This is a genomic window from Aquipseudomonas ullengensis, from assembly GCF_014174475.1.
Taxonomy (GTDB): domain Bacteria; phylum Pseudomonadota; class Gammaproteobacteria; order Pseudomonadales; family Pseudomonadaceae; genus Aquipseudomonas; species Aquipseudomonas ullengensis.
The window spans coordinates 1-16,556 of record NZ_JACJUD010000003.1 but is presented as its reverse complement, the minus strand read 5'-3'; the positions used below and the strand labels follow the sequence as shown (position 1 = coordinate 16,556).

Here is a 16,556-nt window from a genome sequence, read left to right as displayed (position 1 = left end):
AAAAGCAAAATGGCAGAGCTCGACGCCCTGCCAAATTTAGGGGTGCATGAGTCTAAAGAGACTCACGCCCACCGTCAAGGCACCGCCCGGGCGATTGCTCACCCGGGACACTGCACTCAATTGCCGCTGGAGTTCAGCGCTTCGGTCAGTGCGGCTTCCACCTCACTGGCGCTGACACGGACCGGCTTGTCGGCTTCACGGCGACGCTTGCGCTCGCTGTGGTAAGCCAGGCCGGTACCTGCCGGGATCAGACGACCGACCACGACGTTTTCTTTCAGGCCGCGCAGGTAGTCACGCTTGCCGGTTACCGCTGCCTCGGTCAGTACGCGGGTAGTTTCCTGGAAGGAAGCCGCGGAGATGAACGATTCAGTCGACAGCGAGGCTTTGGTGATACCCAGCAGTACGCGATCAAATTTAGAAACAAACTTGTCTTCGGTAGCCAGCGCTTCGTTGCCTTCCAGTACGTGAGTCAGTTCCATCTGGTCGCCCTTGATGAAGCTGGAGTCGCCGGATTCGGTGATTTCAACTTTACGCAGCATCTGACGCAGGATGGTCTCGATGTGCTTGTCGTTGATCTTCACGCCCTGCAGGCGGTAAACGTCCTGGATCTCGTTGACGATGTACTTGGCCAGCGCGCTGACGCCCAGCAGACGCAGGATGTCGTGCGGATCGCTCGGGCCGTCGGAAATAACTTCGCCGCGGTTCACTTGCTCGCCTTCGAAGACGTTCAGGTGACGCCACTTCGGAATCAGCTCCTCGTACGGATCGCTGCCGTCAGTCGGGGTGATGACCAGGCGACGCTTGCCTTTGGTTTCCTTACCGAAAGCGATGGTGCCGCTGATTTCAGCCAGGATCGAGGCTTCCTTCGGACGACGCGCTTCGAACAGGTCGGCAACGCGCGGCAGACCACCGGTGATGTCGCGAGTCTTCGAAGTTTCCTGCGGGATACGGGCGATAACGTCACCGACACCGATCTGCGCACCGTCAGCCACACCAACCAGGGCGTTGGCCGGCAGGAAGTACTGAGCCGGTACGTCAGTACCTGGCAGCAGCAGTTCCTTGCCGTTGGTGTCGACCATCTTGATCGCCGGACGAATGTCCTTGCCAGCAGCCGGACGATCTTTCGGATCGAGGACTTCGATGTTGGTCAGACCGGTCAGCTCGTCGGTCTGGCGCTTGATGGTGATGCCCTCCTCCATGCCGACGAAGGTCACAACACCCTTCATTTCGGTCACGATCGGGTGGGTGTGCGGGTCCCACTTGGCGACGATGGCGCCAGCCTCGACCTTGTCGCCTTCCTTCACGGAAATCACGGCACCGTACGGCAGTTTGTAGCGCTCGCGCTCACGACCGAACTCGTCGGCAACGGCCAGCTCGCCGGAGCGGGAAACCGCTACCAGATTGCCGTCCAGACGCTCGACGTGCTTCAGGTTGTGCAGACGGATCGCGCCGCCGTTCTTCACCTGGACGCTGTCGGCAGCCGAAGTCCGGCTCGCCGCACCACCGATGTGGAACGTACGCATGGTCAGCTGGGTACCCGGCTCACCGATGGACTGGGCAGCGATAACGCCGACCGCTTCACCGATGTTCACCTGGTGACCACGGGCCAGATCGCGACCGTAGCACTTGGCGCAGATACCGAAGCGGGTTTCGCAGCTGATCGGCGAACGCACGATCACTTCGTCGATGCTGGCGCGCTCGATGAACTCGACCCACTGCTCGTCGACCAGGGTACCGGCCGGCACGATGACTTCGTCGGAGCCCGGCTTGAATACGTCCTTGGCGATCACTCGACCCAGAACGCGCTCACCGAGCGGCTCAACCACGTCTCCGCCTTCGATGTGCGGAGTCATCAGCAGACCGTGTTCGGTGCCGCAATCGACTTCGGTCACAACCAGATCCTGTGCCACGTCGACCAGGCGCCGAGTCAGGTAACCGGAGTTCGCGGTCTTCAGTGCGGTATCCGCCAGACCTTTACGAGCACCGTGAGTGGAGATGAAGTACTGGAGTACGTTCAGGCCTTCACGGAAGTTCGCAGTGATCGGGGTCTCGATGATGGAGCCGTCCGGCTTGGCCATCAGACCACGCATACCGGCCAGCTGGCGGATCTGCGCGGCGCTACCACGAGCACCGGAGTCGGCCATCATGTACATGGAGTTGAAGGACTCCTGGTCGACTTCCTTGCCTTCGCGGTCGATGACCTTCTCTTTCGAGAGGTTGGCCATCATCGCCTTCGACACTTCGTCGTTGGCCTTGGACCAGAGGTCGATCACCTTGTTGTACTTCTCGCCCTGGGTTACCAGGCCGGAGGCGTACTGCGATTCGATTTCCTTCACTTCCTCGGTGGCGGCGTCGATGATGCGCGCCTTCTCATCCGGGATGACGAAGTCGTTCACGCCGATCGACACACCGGAGATGGTCGAGTAGGCGAAACCGGTGTACATCAGCTGGTCAGCGAAGATCACGGTGTCTTTCAAGCCAACCACGCGGTAGCACAGGTTGATCAGCTTGGAGATCGCCTTCTTCTTCATCGGCTGGTTGACCACGTCGTACGACAGGCCGGCCGGAACCACCTGGAACAGCAGCGCGCGGCCGACAGTGGTGTCGACGATGCGGGTGTTCTTGGTGATGCTGCCATCACGGTCTTTGATGACCTCGTTGATGCGCACTTTTACCCGGGCGTGCAGGGACGCTTCGCCGGCGCGGAATACGCGGTCGACTTCCTGCAGGTCGGCGAATACGCGACCTTCGCCCTTGGCGTTGATGGCTTCACGGGTCATGTAGTACAGACCCAGTACCACGTCCTGCGACGGAACGATGATTGGCTCACCGTTGGCTGGCGACAGGATGTTGTTGGTCGACATCATCAGCGCACGGGCTTCCAGCTGGGCCTCGAGGGTCAGCGGAACGTGCACGGCCATCTGGTCACCGTCGAAGTCGGCGTTGTACGCGGCGCAAACCAGCGGGTGCAACTGGATGGCTTTACCTTCGATCAGAACCGGCTCGAACGCCTGGATACCCAGACGGTGGAGGGTCGGTGCACGGTTGAGCAGTACGGGGTGTTCGCGGATGACTTCAGCGAGAACGTCCCAAACCTCGGGCAGCTCGCGCTCGACCATCTTCTTGGCAGCCTTGATGGTGGTCGCCATGCCGCGCATTTCCAGCTTGCCGAAAATGAACGGTTTGAACAGCTCGAGAGCCATCTTCTTCGGCAGACCGCACTGGTGCAGACGCAGAGTCGGGCCCACGGTAATAACGGAACGACCGGAGTAGTCCACGCGCTTACCGAGCAGGTTCTGACGGAAGCGACCTTGCTTACCTTTGATCATGTCAGCCAACGACTTCAGCGGACGCTTGTTCGAGCCAGTGATGGCGCGACCACGACGGCCGTTGTCGAGCAGGGCGTCGACCGCTTCCTGCAACATGCGCTTTTCGTTGCGCACGATGATGTCCGGCGCCGACAGATCGAGCAGGCGCTTCAGACGGTTGTTACGGTTGATCACGCGGCGATACAGATCGTTCAGATCGGAAGTCGCGAAGCGGCCGCCATCCAGCGGAACCAGCGGACGCAGATCCGGCGGCAGAACCGGCAGAACGGTCAGGACCATCCACTCCGGATGGTTGCCGGAATCCTTGAAGGCTTCCATCAGCTTCAGGCGCTTGGACAGCTTCTTGATCTTGGTTTCCGAGTTGGTCTGCGGAATCTCTTCGCGCAGGCGGCCGATCTCGTGCTCCAGATCAATGGCGTTGAGCAGCTCGCGAACAGCTTCGGCGCCCATGCGCGCGTCGAAGTCGTCACCGAACTCTTCGAGGGCTTCGAAGTACTGCTCGTCGTTCAGCAGCTGACCCTTTTCCAGGGTGGTCATGCCCGGATCGATAACGACGTAGCTCTCGAAATAGAGCACGCGCTCGATGTCACGCAGGGTCATGTCCAGCAGCAGGCCGATACGGCTCGGCAGGGACTTCAGGAACCAGATGTGGGCGACCGGCGAAGCCAGTTCGATGTGCGCCATGCGCTCACGGCGAACCTTGGCCAGGGCGACTTCAACGCCGCACTTCTCGCAGATAACGCCACGGTGTTTCAGGCGCTTGTACTTACCGCACAGGCACTCGTAGTCCTTTACCGGGCCAAAGATCTTGGCGCAGAACAGACCATCACGCTCAGGCTTGAAGGTACGGTAGTTGATGGTTTCCGGCTTTTTCACTTCACCGAAAGACCAGGAACGGATCATTTCAGGCGAAGCCAGACCGATACGGATCGCATCGAACTCTTCAACCTGATTCTGGTTTTTCAACAGATTCAGCAAGTCTTTCAAGGCCTTTCCTCCTCACGGACCAGCGGCAACCCGGCCTTGGCCGGGCGCCGCATAGGCGGTGCGTGTTATTCGGTTTCCAGTTCGATGTCGATACCGAGCGAGCGGATCTCTTTGATCAACACGTTGAAGGACTCGGGCATGCCGGCCTCCATGCGGTGATCGCCGTCCACGATGTTCTTGTACATCTTGGTCCGGCCGTTCACGTCGTCCGACTTCACGGTCAGCATTTCCTGCAGGGTGTAGGCGGCGCCATAGGCTTCCAGCGCCCAGACCTCCATCTCACCGAAGCGCTGACCACCGAACTGCGCCTTACCACCCAGCGGCTGCTGGGTAACCAGGCTGTAGGAACCGGTGGAACGAGCGTGCATCTTGTCGTCGACCAGGTGGTTCAGTTTGAGCATGTACATGTATCCGACAGTGGTCGGACGCTCGAACTGGTTGCCGGTACGGCCGTCAGTCAGGCGCATCTGGCCGCTTTCCGGCAGATCAGCCAGTTTGAGCATGGCCTTGATCTCGCTTTCCTTGGCACCGTCGAATACCGGGGTGGCCATCGGCACACCGCCACGCAGGTTCTTCGCCAGGTCGAGGATCTCGGTATCGGAGAGCTCGTTCAGGTTTTCCTGACGGCCACCGATCTCGTTGTAGATCTGCTGCATGAACTTGCGCAGCTCGGCGACCTTGCGCTGCTCTTCGAGCATGCGGTTGATCTTCTCGCCCAGACCTTTGGCCGCGAGGCCCAGGTGGGTTTCGAGGATCTGCCCGACGTTCATACGCGATGGTACGCCCAGCGGGTTGAGGACGATGTCGACCGGGGTGCCATTGGCATCATGCGGCATGTCTTCGACCGGCATGATCACCGAGACCACACCCTTGTTACCGTGACGACCGGCCATCTTGTCGCCCGGCTGGATGCGGCGCTTGATAGCCAGGTAGACCTTGACGATCTTCAGCACGCCCGGAGCCAGGTCATCGCCTTGCTGCAGTTTGCGCTTCTTGTCTTCGAACTTGTCGTCGAGCAGCTGACGGCGGTCGGAAATGTAGGCCTGGGCCTTTTCCAGCTGCTCGTTCAGCGCATCTTCAGCCATGCGCAGCTTGAACCACTGACCGCGCTCGAGGCCGTCGAGGAAGGCGTCATCGATGACCGCGCCTTTCTTCACGCCAGCACCGCCTTCAGCCTTGGCACCAACCAGGGCGGAACGCAGACGCTCGAAGGTAGCGCCTTCGACGATACGGAACTCTTCGTTCAGGTCCTTGCGGATCTCGTCGAGCTGCATCTTCTCGATGGACAGGGCACGGGAGTCGCGCTCAACGCCGTCACGGGTGAAGACCTGGACGTCAATGACGGTACCCTTGGTGCCAGTCGGCACGCGCAGGGAGGTGTCTTTAACGTCGGAAGCCTTCTCACCGAAGATCGCGCGCAGCAGCTTCTCTTCCGGAGTCAGCTGGGTCTCGCCTTTCGGAGTGACCTTACCGACCAGAATGTCGCCTGCGCCAACTTCAGCACCCACGTAAACGATACCGGCTTCGTCCAGCTTGTTCAGCGCTGCCTCACCCACGTTCGGGATGTCAGCGGTGATCTCTTCTGGGCCCAGCTTTGTGTCACGCGCCACACAGGTCAGTTCCTGGATGTGGATGGTGGTGAAGCGATCTTCCTGAACCACACGCTCGGACAGGCAGATGGAGTCTTCGAAGTTGTAACCGTTCCACGGCATGAACGCGACGCGCATGTTCTGACCCAGCGCCAGTTCACCCATATCGGTGGACGGGCCGTCGGCCAGGATGTCGCTGCGCGCAACCTTGTCACCCTTGCTCACCAGCGGACGCTGGTTGATGCAGGTGTTCTGGTTGGAGCGGGTGTATTTGGTCAGGTTGTAGATGTCGACACCGGCTTCGCCAGTTTCAACTTCGTCGTCATTGACGCGAACTACCACACGGCTGGCATCGACAGAGTCGATCACGCCGCCACGACGGGCAACGACGCAGACGCCGGAGTCACGGGCAACGTTGCGCTCCATGCCGGTACCTACCAGCGGCTTGTCGGCGCGCAGAGTCGGTACAGCCTGACGCTGCATGTTGGAACCCATGAGTGCACGGTTGGCGTCGTCGTGCTCGAGGAACGGAATCAACGAGGCGGCAACGGAAACAACCTGCTTCGGCGACACGTCCATCAGGGTGACGTCTTCCGGCGCCTTGACGGTGAACTCGTTCAGGTGACGTACAGCCACCAGCTCGTCGGTCAGCTGACCTTTGTCGTTCATGGTCGCGGAAGCCTGGGCGATCACGTGATCGGCTTCTTCGATGGCGGACAGGAACACGATCTCGTCGGTCACCTGAGTGCCATTCACCACGCGGTACGGGCTTTCCAGGAAGCCGTACTGGTTGGTGCGCGCATAGGCTGCCAGGGAGTTGATCAGACCGATGTTCGGACCTTCCGGCGTTTCGATCGGGCACACACGACCGTAGTGGGTCGGGTGTACGTCGCGGACTTCGAAACCAGCGCGCTCACGGGTCAGACCGCCTGGGCCGAGTGCGGAGACGCGGCGCTTGTGGGTGATCTCGGAGAGCGGGTTGTTCTGGTCCATGAACTGCGAGAGCTGGCTGGAACCGAAGAACTCTTTCACCGCCGCCGCAACCGGCTTGGCGTTGATCAGGTCCTGCGGCATCAGGCCTTCGCTTTCGGCCATCGACAGGCGTTCCTTGACCGCGCGCTCGACGCGCACCAGGCCAACGCGGAACTGGTTTTCGGCCATCTCGCCGACGCAACGTACGCGACGGTTACCCAGGTGGTCGATGTCGTCGACGATGCCTTTGCCGTTACGGATATCGACCAGGGTCTTGAGGACCGCGACGATGTCTTCCTTGCTCAGCACGCCCGAACCTTCGATCTCGGTACGACCGATACGACGGTTGAACTTCATCCGGCCTACGGCCGACAGGTCGTAACGCTCGGCGCTGAAGAACAGGTTGTTGAACAGGGTCTCGGCAGCATCCTTGGTTGGCGGCTCGCCAGGACGCATCATGCGGTAGATCTCGACCAGCGCTTCCAGTTGGTTGCTGGTGGAGTCGATCTTCAGCGTGTCGGAGATGAACGGACCGCAATCGATGTCGTTGGTGTACAGCGTCTCGATACGGACGACCTGAGCCTTGACGATCTTCGCCAGAATGTCGGTGGTCAGTTCGGTATTGCACTCGGCAACGATTTCACCGGTGGACGGGTGCACGATGGCCTTGGCCGTGGTGCGACCCAGCACGTAGTCGAGCGGAACTTCCAGCTCTTTGATGCCGGCCTTGTCGATCTGGTTGATGTGGCGCGCGGTGATACGGCGGCCTTGCTCAACGATGACCTTGCCCTTCTCGTCCTTGATGTCGAACGCGGCGATTTCACCACGCAGACGCTGCGGCACCAGTTCCAGGTTGAGCGACTCGCCCTGCACATGGAACACGTTGGTGGCGTAGAAGGCATTGAGCACTTCTTCAGTGCTGTAGCCCAGCGCGCGCAGCAGTACGGAAGCCGGCAGCTTGCGACGACGGTCGATACGCACGAAGACGCAGTCTTTCGGGTCGAACTCGAAGTCCAGCCAGGAACCGCGGTAAGGAATGATCCGCGCCGAGTAAAGCAGCTTGCCCGAGCTGTGGGTCTTGCCACGGTCGTGGTCGAAGAACACGCCCGGCGAGCGGTGCAGCTGGGAAACGATGACGCGCTCGGTACCGTTGATGATGAAGGTACCGTTCTCGGTCATCAGGGGGATTTCCCCCATGTAGACTTCTTGCTCTTTGATGTCCTTGATCGCTTTGTTCGACGATTCTTTGTCGAAAATGATCAGACGGACTTTGACTCGCAGCGGTACCGCGAAGGTCACGCCACGCAGCACGCACTCTTTCACGTCGAATGCCGGCTCGCCCAGGCGATAACCGACGTACTCCAGGGCGGCATTGCCGGAGTAGCTGATGATCGGGAAAACAGACTTGAAGGCCGCATGCAGGCCCACGTCGCGGAACTGCTCCTTGCTCACTCCTTGCTGCAGGAATTCGCGATACGAATCCAGCTGGATGGCCAGGAGATAAGGCACATCCATCACATCCGGCAACTTGCTAAAGTCCTTGCGGATACGTTTTTTCTCAGTGTATGAGTAAGCCATCAGCGTTCCCCAGCTTGGTCACCTGCTTGTTTGGCTACACCCGGCGGGAGTAGCCAGAAAATCGTGCAAACCCCATGGTTTGCTCCACCCTCGGGTGGGATTTTCACGTCACGGGCAGCCACCTTGCAGGAGCTGCCCATAACGGAAAAAGGCCGGTGGCAATTGCCACCAGCCATCAGCCTGTTGCTTAACGCTCGGGCTGTAGACGCAAGGTCGTCGCTTACTTGAGCTCGACTTTAGCGCCAGCTTCTTCCAGCTTCTTCTTGGCGTCTTCGGCAGCTTCTTTGGTCAGACCTTCGGAGATGACCTGAGGAGCGGTGTCGACTTTCTCTTTGGCTTCTTTCAGGCCCAGACCAGTCAGTTCGCGAACAGCTTTGATCACGTTGACTTTCTTCTCGCCAGCTTCAACCAGAACAACGTTGAACTCGGTTTGCTCTTCAACGACAGCGGCAGCAGCAGCTGGGCCAGCAGCGGCAACAGCAGCGGTAACGCCGAAGGTTTCTTCCATCGCTTTGATCAGCTCAACAACTTCCAGAACGGTTTTCTGGCCGATGGCTTCGATGATTTGCTCGTTAGTCAGAGACATGACTATAAATTCCTGTATTGGGGTGACAGCCTACGCAGCCATCAAATTAAACATATGATTTTGAAAGTGCTTACGCGGCCTTAGGCTGCGGCAGCTTCTTTCTGGTCGCGAACGGCTGCCAGAGTACGAGCCAGCTTGCTGGTGGCGCCTTGAATCACGCTCATCAGTCGTGCAATAGCTTCGTCGCGAGTTGGCAGCGAAGCCAACACGTCGATCTGGTTTGCTGCGAGGAACTTGCCCTCGAACGCAGCTGCCTTGATCTCGAACTTGTCGTTACCTTTAGCGAAATCCTTGAACAGACGAGCAGCAGCGCCCGGGTGTTCGTTGGAGAACGCAATCAAGGTCGGGCCGGTGAAGGCGTCGTTGAGAACACTGTATTCAGTGTCAGCAACGGCACGACGGAGCAGGGTGTTACGCACAACACGTACGTACACGCCAGCTTCACGAGCCTCTTTACGGAGTCCGGTCATAGCGCCTACTGTCACACCACGGGCATCAGCCACAACAGCGGACAGGGCAACTTTGGCAGCCTCGTTGACTTCAGCGACGATGGCCTTCTTGTCTTCGAGCTTAATTGCCACGGGTAAAACTCCTGCTTGTTACCGTTTCATCTGGCCGAGGCCGGATGTCGTTTTGGTGTCTGATTCGGTAAGGAACCGGGAGCACCATCTGCGTAGGCTTGAGGTTTAAGGCTTGCGCCGCCTACGGTCTTGGATAGCCCCCGCCAGGCAGGGACCCCAATTTTTCCAGGCCGCTGGATTGCTCCAGCAGCCAAATCACTTACGCGTCGAGCGAAGCTTGGTCGATGACCAGACCCGGGCCCATTGTGGTGCTCAGGGTCACGCGCTTGACGTAGATACCTTTCGAGGTCGACGGCTTCAGACGCTTGAGGTCGGACAGCAGGGCTTCCACGTTCTGTTTCAGCGCAACGGCGTCGAAGCCGATTTTGCCAACGGAAGTGTGGATGATGCCGTTCTTGTCAGTACGGAAGCGCACTTGACCAGCCTTGGCGTTCTTCACGGCAGTTGCCACGTCCGGAGTCACGGTACCGACTTTCGGGTTCGGCATCAGACCGCGCGGGCCGAGGATCTGGCCCAACTGACCAACAACACGCATCGCGTCCGGGGAGGCGATAACGACGTCGTAGTTCAGGTCGCCGGCTTTCATTTCGGCAGCCAGATCATCCATACCTACGCGCTCAGCGCCGGCAGCCAGGGCAGCTTCAGCAGCCGGACCTTGGGTGAACACGGCAACGCGAACGCTTTTGCCAGTGCCGTTCGGCAGCACGGTAGCGCCACGAACAACCTGGTCGGATTTACGCGGATCAACACCGAGGTTGATGGCGATATCGAAGGACTCGACGAACTTCACAGCCGGCAGCTCAGCCAGCAGTTTGGCGGCGTCTTCGAAGCCGTACTGCTTGCCTGCTTCGATTTTCTCGGCGATAGCCTTTTGGCGCTTGGTCAGCTTAGCCATTACACACCCTCCACGTTGAGGCCCATGCTACGCGCGGAGCCGGCGATGGTACGCACGGCCGCATCCAGGTCAGCGGCAGTCAGATCAGCCTGTTTGGCCTTAGCGATCTCTTCCAGCTGAGCACGGGTAACGGTGCCAACTTTGACGGTGTTCGGACGAGCGGAACCACTGGTCAGGCCAGCGGCCTTTTTCAGCAATACCGAAGCCGGGGTGCTTTTGGTTTCGAACGTGAAGCTGCGGTCGCTGTAAACAGTGATGATCACTGGAGTCGGCAGACCAGGTTCCATGCCCTGGGTACGGGCGTTGAACGCCTTGCAGAATTCCATGATGTTCACGCCATGCTGACCCAGAGCCGGGCCGACGGGCGGCGACGGGTTGGCCTGAGCGGCCTTCACTTGCAGCTTGATGTAAGCGGTAATCTTCTTAGCCATGAGCTACTCCAAATACGGGTTCAAGCGCCAAATTGGCTCCCCGGTTGATAACGCCTTTATCCCAGTGACGACAAAACCCCACAGCCAACGGCTGCGGGGTATGGGATGCATTGTTCAGTTACGCCTTCTCGACCTGACTGAACTCCAGCTCTACCGGTGTAGAGCGACCGAAAATAAGCACGGCAACATGAATGCGGCTTTTTTCGTAGTTAACTTCTTCGACGACACCATTGAAGTCAGCAAACGGACCGTCAACCACACGAACAGTCTCGCCCGGCTCGAACAGCGTCTTCGGCTTCGGCTTATCACCGCTATCGGCAACGCGACGCAGAATAGCCTCAGCCTCTTTCTCGGTGATCGGCGCCGGCTTATCGGCGGTACCACCGATAAAGCCCATCACACGAGGAGTGTCCTTGATCAAGTGCCAAGTACCCTCGTTCATTTCCATCTGAACCAGCACGTACCCTGGGAAGAACTTGCGCTCACTCTTGCGCTTCTGGCCATTCCGCATCTCCACCACTTCTTCGGTGGGAACCAGAATTTCACCAAACTCTTCTTCCATGCCAGCCAGCTTCACGCGCTCGGTCAGCGAGCGCATGACATGCTTCTCATAACCCGAGTAAGCATGCACAACATACCAACGCTTAGCCACGGGACACCCTTAACCGACAATCATCGAAACAATCCAACCCAGGAAACTGTCGAGCCCCCAGAGGAGCAACGCCATTACCAGAACAACAGCCACCACAATCAGCGTGGTCTGCGTGGTTTCCTGACGAGTTGGCCATACTACTTTACGAATTTCGGTGCGAGCCTCTTTTGCTAAAGCAAAGAAGGACTGCCCCTTGACCGTTTGCAGCGCAACAAAACCCGCGACCGCAGCAAGCGCAAGAAGGACCAGCACGCGATACAGGAGCGGCTCAGCCGAAAAATACTGATTGCCGACCACGCCAACCACCACCAGAGCGACTACAACCAGCCACTTCAGCAGATCAAAGCGAGAGTCTTTAGCTTCAGCTTTGGCATTCATTGAGGAGAACCCTGTAGAAAGAAATGCCAGATCCACTATTCAGGAATCTGGCAGGCCAGGAGGGAATCGAACCCCCAACCTGCGGTTTTGGAGACCGCCGCTCTGCCAATTGAGCTACTGGCCTAAAACGAAATCAGGCCGACCATTATGCCGGCCTGACAATGCTAGATCAACCGATTACTCGATGACTTTAGCAACCACACCAGCGCCAACGGTACGACCGCCTTCGCGAATCGCGAAACGCAGACCTTCTTCCATTGCAATGGTCTTGATCAGGGTAACGGTCATCTGCACGTTATCGCCAGGCATTACCATTTCAACGCCTTCCGGCAGCTCGCAGTTACCAGTCACGTCAGTGGTACGGAAGTAGAACTGCGGACGGTAGCCTTTGAAGAACGGAGTGTGACGACCGCCTTCTTCTTTGCTCAACACGTACACTTCAGCAGTGAACTTGGTGTGCGGCTTAACCGAACCCGGCTTGACCAGAACCTGGCCACGCTCAACGTCTTCACGCTTGGTACCGCGCAGCAGTACACCGCAGTTCTCGCCAGCACGACCTTCGTCGAGCAGCTTGCGGAACATCTCAACACCAGTACAGGTAGTCGTGACGGTGTCTTTCAGACCCACGATCTCGATCGCTTCCTGGATCTTGATGATGCCGCGCTCGATACGACCGGTTACCACGGTACCGCGACCGGAGATCGAGAATACGTCTTCGATCGGCATCAGGAACGGCTTGTCGATGGCACGAACCGGCTCTGGGATGTAGGTATCCAGAGTTTCAACCAGCTTCTTGACAGCACTGGTACCCATTTCGTTGTCGTCTTGGCCGTTCAGAGCCATCAGAGCGGAACCGATGATGATCGGAGTGTCGTCACCCGGGAAGTCGTAGGTCGACAGCAGGTCGCGAACTTCCATCTCAACCAGTTCCAGCAGCTCGGCGTCGTCAACCATGTCAGCCTTGTTCAGGAAGACCACGATGTACGGAACACCTACCTGACGGGACAGCAGGATGTGCTCGCGAGTCTGCGGCATCGGGCCGTCAGCAGCGGAGCAAACCAGGATCGCGCCATCCATCTGGGCAGCACCGGTGATCATGTTTTTTACGTAGTCGGCGTGACCCGGGCAGTCAACGTGCGCGTAGTGGCGTACGGCCGAATCGTATTCAACGTGAGCGGTGTTGATGGTGATACCGCGAGCTTTTTCTTCCGGAGCGCTATCGATCTTGTCGAAGTCAACGCGAGCCGAACCGAAAACCTCGGAGCAAACACGGGTCAGAGCAGCGGTCAGGGTGGTCTTACCGTGGTCAACGTGACCGATGGTGCCTACGTTGACGTGCGGTTTATTACGTTCGAACTTTTCTTTAGCCATCTTGACCGTCTCCCATCAATGAATTGAGCGAGTCACGCCACCATTAAAACAAAGGCAGATATCTGCATATCTGCCTTTGTTGAAGTGGAGCTCTTGAGCGGATTTGAACCGCTGACCTCACCCTTACCAAGGGTGTGCTCTACCAGCTGAGCTACAAGAGCGAAACACGTTGCACAAACAGCAAACTTGGAGCGGGCAGCGGGAATCGAACCCGCATCATCAGCTTGGAAGGCTGAGGTTCTACCATTGAACCATGCCCGCGGAGCTTGCAACTCACGCGAAATTTGGTGGAGGGGGAAGGATTCGAACCTTCGAAGTCGTAGACGTCAGATTTACAGTCTGATCCCTTTGGCCGCTCGGGAACCCCTCCAAAACGAGGCGGCATTCTTAACTCATGCCACCCTACTGTCAAGCAATTTCTCAATAAAAACTTGAGGTTAGCAATTTCGACAGCAACCTTGCAGAGGCCTACCCTGCAAAGCGGGCGCCATTCTATGCAAACTATTGAGCAGTTGCAACGCCTTCGCACGGCATTATTTGATGTTGTAGATCTTTGAAGTCAGAAGCGAGCTGTTGCAGCAGCACATCATCAGCCAAGCGCCGACTTTGCGGCGCGATACGCACCCAGAAACTACGCTGAGCACGCGGCAATTCGCGCAACAATGGCTCGTAACCAGCGTCACGAAGGCGCTGTACTACGCTCTCCGCCGAGTCGCTGCGCGGAAATATCCCGAGGGATATTCCGTTTGCCAAGTCACCCTGCGTGATGATGTAGCTATCAATCTTGCGCGCCTGCAGCTCCTTCAACTGCCGAAGCGAAGCCTGACGCGAAGCCAGCGGCGCCAAATAAACCCAATAATCGAGCCCTGCCGTGGCATCTATGCCATGCACATCAGCATCAATATCCAGTGAAACCAGGCGCTGCTCAATTTCCTCTGCTGCCGACTCCTGCTGAAAGCTACCAAGGAACAGGCAGGTTTCAGTCACCGCAGCCTCAGGCGCCACAGCCAGCTCGCGCCGCCCACGCTCTTTGTCCGACTTGCTGAGCAAGCGAACATCCTGCTGCCCACCGCGATATGAGGCCATAGGCTCGACCTCCTTGGCCCGCAGAGGCACCTGCTGCTGATGCCAGACGTAATAGAACAGATTCAAAACCAGCAGAAGAAGAAACAACCAGCGCATCGCACACCTCAAGACAGCGGGCAGGCCGCCGCCAACCCAACAAAGACCAAATCAGAGACATGACATGCCTGCGGCAATATCTCGCGCACAAGCGGCGCATCGCCCCCCGTCAGGTAAATGGTGAAGTCCGCCCCCCAATACCCCCGCGCCATCTCTAGCTGCGTCAGCACGAAACCGCGCAACATCAGCGCACACCCTCTCTCCACCGCCTCCACCGTAGAGCTACCGGGATCCAGGCTAAGCGCTGCCTCCTGGGCAGCTGCATCGTCATAACGGATGCGTCGAGTGTGCGTACGCAATTGATTACGCATCAGCGGCACACCAGGACAGATGAAGCCGCCAAGATGCAGGCCATCAGGAGACACGAAGTCGGAGGTGACTGCCGTACCCAAATCCAATACCACACACGCACCACCACACAACTGGTACGCGCCGACCAGCGCGAGCCAGCGATCCAGGCCAAGGCGCGAGTAGTCGCCATAGCCATTGCGCACACCGGCCAGTTCCTGCATTGGCATCGCACACTGGACGCTCACCGCAAAAGCGCTCTCGAGCCGCCCAACCAACGCAGCGGTTTCGGCATCGCTACGAACACTGACCAGCCGGCAACTAACAAGCTGCAGCAGCCCAGCACTGCGCAACCCCGCAACCAGCTCATCATCGGAATCCACCACCCCACCCAGCAGCGGCGCACGCCCTGGGCGATCAATCACCCGCCACTTGATGAAGCTATTGCCACAGTCCAGCTCAAGAATCATTGCGCAACCTCAAGCTCAGCTCACCGCCACTGAATGAACGCTCCTCACCCGCCACGTCCAAACGCAACGCCCCCAACCCATCCACCCCCAGGACAACCCCCTCGATTTGCTGCGGCCCGGCAGAAAGCACAACCTCGCGCCCCTGCCAGAGATGCACAGCCTGCCACTCATCGCGCAGTGCGGAAAAACCCCGATCCCGATGCACATCTAAATAGTGCTGTAGCCAACGGCTCAAGCCGAGAACCAAAGCCGTCCTATCGACCACAGAGCCAAGCTCCTGACGCAAAGAGGTCCAGGGCTGATCGATATCAGCACGCCCCGGCAGCATATTGGCATTAACGCCAATGCCAATCACAACCTGGCAGGAGCCCGCCGGATCGCCGGACAGCTCCAGCAGTACGCCGGCTATCTTGCGCCCAGAAACCAATACATCATTCGGCCATTTGAGCCCCACCGCCACACAGCCAGCCTCACGCAGTGCGCGCAATACGGCAAGACCAACGCTCAAGCTGAGCCCCTCCAGCGGATAAGCCCCACCCTCTATGCGCAGCCCGAGGCTGTAATACAGATTTTCAGCGAAAGGGCTAGCCCACAATCGCCCTCGGCGACCACGCCCACTGGACTGAGTCTCCGCGACCACCAGAAGTGGAGCCGAAACGCCATTCGATAGCTGACGCAGGACTTCAGCATTGGTTGAGTCCAGTGACTCAGAAAGACAAACAGACCAGCCCAGGCCTGATGCACCTGCGGCAAGGGCGTCGTAGTCCAGCAGAGAGATAGGCGAAGCCAACCGGTAGCCACGACCACGCACGCTGTGGATGACCAGCCCCAGGTCAGACTCCAGATGCTGGAGGCGCTTCCAGACTGTCGCGCGACTAACCCCAAGGATCGCCCCCAGAGCCTCGCCCGAATGGAACTCGCCATCCTTCAGCAGTTTCAGCACGTCATGCATTGAGGACCCGCCCTTTAAAGAGGCAGGCATCATAACGATGCAAGACAACCTTGCCTAGAAAGCCCGCCTTGGCTTTTTCGCCCCCAAAAGCCAAACCCCCAACCCGATTTCTCGGATTGGGGGTTTGGGGATAGGAGCTTGACGATGACCTACTCTCACATGGGGAAACCCCACACTACCATCGGCGATGCATCGTTTCACTACTGAGTTCGGGATGGGATCAGGTGGTTCCAACGCTCTATGGTCGTCAAGCAATTCGTTTGCTGTTTCGGTGTTTAGTCGCAACAGCTAATTGGGTATGTGATATCGGTGCAC

12 protein-coding genes, 4 tRNA genes and 1 rRNA gene are annotated in these 16,556 nt (G+C 58.4%); all 17 read right to left on the bottom strand.

What is annotated here, in order from left to right:
- Window positions 1-116: 116 nt before the first annotated feature.
- A complete protein-coding gene (rpoC, locus tag H3H51_RS09380; RefSeq protein WP_183088802.1) occupies window positions 117-4,316 on the bottom strand; it encodes a DNA-directed RNA polymerase subunit beta' in 4,200 nt (1,399 codons plus the stop codon).
- Window positions 4,317-4,381: 65 nt separating this feature from the next.
- Entirely contained in the window at window positions 4,382-8,455 is a 4,074-nt protein-coding gene (rpoB, locus tag H3H51_RS09375; RefSeq protein WP_183088801.1) for a DNA-directed RNA polymerase subunit beta, read from the bottom strand.
- Between the two features lie 220 nt (window positions 8,456-8,675).
- Window positions 8,676-9,041 (bottom strand): 50S ribosomal protein L7/L12, encoded by a 366-nt coding sequence (gene rplL, locus H3H51_RS09370; protein ID WP_183088800.1) that lies wholly within the window; start codon window positions 9,039-9,041, stop codon window positions 8,676-8,678.
- Between the two features lie 80 nt (window positions 9,042-9,121).
- A complete protein-coding gene (rplJ, locus tag H3H51_RS09365) occupies window positions 9,122-9,622 on the bottom strand; it encodes a 50S ribosomal protein L10 (protein ID WP_183088799.1) in 501 nt (166 codons plus the stop codon).
- Window positions 9,623-9,821: 199 nt separating this feature from the next.
- A complete protein-coding gene (gene rplA / locus H3H51_RS09360; RefSeq protein WP_183088798.1) occupies window positions 9,822-10,517 on the bottom strand; it encodes a 50S ribosomal protein L1 in 696 nt (231 codons plus the stop codon).
- Window positions 10,517-10,948: a 50S ribosomal protein L11 gene (rplK, locus tag H3H51_RS09355; RefSeq protein ID WP_183088797.1), complete on the bottom strand. Its 432-nt coding sequence runs from the start codon at window positions 10,946-10,948 to the stop codon at window positions 10,517-10,519. The genes rplA and rplK overlap by 1 nt, the downstream gene beginning before the upstream one ends.
- A 118-nt stretch (window positions 10,949-11,066) precedes the next feature.
- Window positions 11,067-11,600, bottom strand: coding sequence for a transcription termination/antitermination protein NusG (gene nusG, locus H3H51_RS09350; RefSeq protein WP_183088796.1), 534 nt, complete (start codon window positions 11,598-11,600; stop codon window positions 11,067-11,069).
- A 9-nt stretch (window positions 11,601-11,609) separates the two neighbouring features.
- On the bottom strand, window positions 11,610-11,978 hold the full coding sequence (gene secE, locus H3H51_RS09345; protein ID WP_183088795.1) for a preprotein translocase subunit SecE: 369 nt from the start codon (window positions 11,976-11,978) through the stop codon (window positions 11,610-11,612).
- A 48-nt stretch (window positions 11,979-12,026) separates the two neighbouring features.
- Window positions 12,027-12,102, bottom strand: a tRNA-Trp gene (locus H3H51_RS09340).
- Window positions 12,103-12,155: 53 nt separating this feature from the next.
- Window positions 12,156-13,349, bottom strand: a complete 1,194-nt coding sequence (gene tuf, locus H3H51_RS09335) for an elongation factor Tu (protein ID WP_183088794.1) — start codon at window positions 13,347-13,349, stop codon at window positions 12,156-12,158.
- 85 nt (window positions 13,350-13,434) lie between these two features.
- Window positions 13,435-13,510, bottom strand: a tRNA-Thr gene (locus tag H3H51_RS09330).
- Window positions 13,511-13,536: 26 nt separating this feature from the next.
- Window positions 13,537-13,610 (bottom strand) — tRNA-Gly (locus H3H51_RS09325).
- A 24-nt stretch (window positions 13,611-13,634) separates the two neighbouring features.
- A tRNA-Tyr gene (locus tag H3H51_RS09320) sits at window positions 13,635-13,719 on the bottom strand.
- A gap of 131 nt (window positions 13,720-13,850) precedes the next feature.
- Complete coding sequence (locus H3H51_RS09315) at window positions 13,851-14,531, bottom strand: SPOR domain-containing protein (RefSeq protein WP_183088793.1); 681 nt, start codon at window positions 14,529-14,531, stop codon at window positions 13,851-13,853.
- An 8-nt stretch (window positions 14,532-14,539) separates the two neighbouring features.
- Window positions 14,540-15,289, bottom strand: coding sequence for a pantothenate kinase (locus H3H51_RS09310; RefSeq protein ID WP_183088792.1), 750 nt, complete (start codon window positions 15,287-15,289; stop codon window positions 14,540-14,542).
- Entirely contained in the window at window positions 15,279-16,241 is a 963-nt protein-coding gene (gene birA, locus H3H51_RS09305; protein WP_183088791.1) for a bifunctional biotin--[acetyl-CoA-carboxylase] ligase/biotin operon repressor BirA, read from the bottom strand. Before birA ends, H3H51_RS09310 begins: the two co-directional genes overlap by 11 nt.
- Before the next feature lie 136 nt (window positions 16,242-16,377).
- Window positions 16,378-16,493, bottom strand: a 5S ribosomal RNA gene (gene rrf / locus H3H51_RS09300).
- Between the last annotated feature and the right edge of the window lie 63 nt (window positions 16,494-16,556).

What these genes read in the sequence shown, in the direction of transcription:
- rpoB (WP_183088801.1), bottom strand. Translation starts at nt 8,455, where the DNA reads ATGGCTTACTCATACACTGAGAAAAAACGTATCCGCAAGGACTTTAGC.
- rplL (WP_183088800.1), bottom strand. Translation starts at nt 9,041, where the DNA reads ATGTCTCTGACTAACGAGCAAATCATCGAAGCCATCGGCCAGAAAACC.
- rplA (WP_183088798.1), bottom strand. Translation starts at nt 10,517, where the DNA reads ATGGCTAAGCTGACCAAGCGCCAAAAGGCTATCGCCGAGAAAATCGAA.
- rplK (WP_183088797.1), bottom strand. Translation starts at nt 10,948, where the DNA reads ATGGCTAAGAAGATTACCGCTTACATCAAGCTGCAAGTGAAGGCCGCT.
- secE (WP_183088795.1), bottom strand. Translation starts at nt 11,978, where the DNA reads ATGAATGCCAAAGCTGAAGCTAAAGACTCTCGCTTTGATCTGCTGAAG.
- tuf (WP_183088794.1), bottom strand. Translation starts at nt 13,349, where the DNA reads ATGGCTAAAGAAAAGTTCGAACGTAATAAACCGCACGTCAACGTAGGC.
- H3H51_RS09315 (WP_183088793.1), bottom strand. Translation starts at nt 14,531, where the DNA reads ATGCGCTGGTTGTTTCTTCTTCTGCTGGTTTTGAATCTGTTCTATTAC.
- H3H51_RS09310 (WP_183088792.1), bottom strand. Translation starts at nt 15,289, where the DNA reads ATGATTCTTGAGCTGGACTGTGGCAATAGCTTCATCAAGTGGCGGGTG.
- birA (WP_183088791.1), bottom strand. Translation starts at nt 16,241, where the DNA reads ATGCATGACGTGCTGAAACTGCTGAAGGATGGCGAGTTCCATTCGGGC.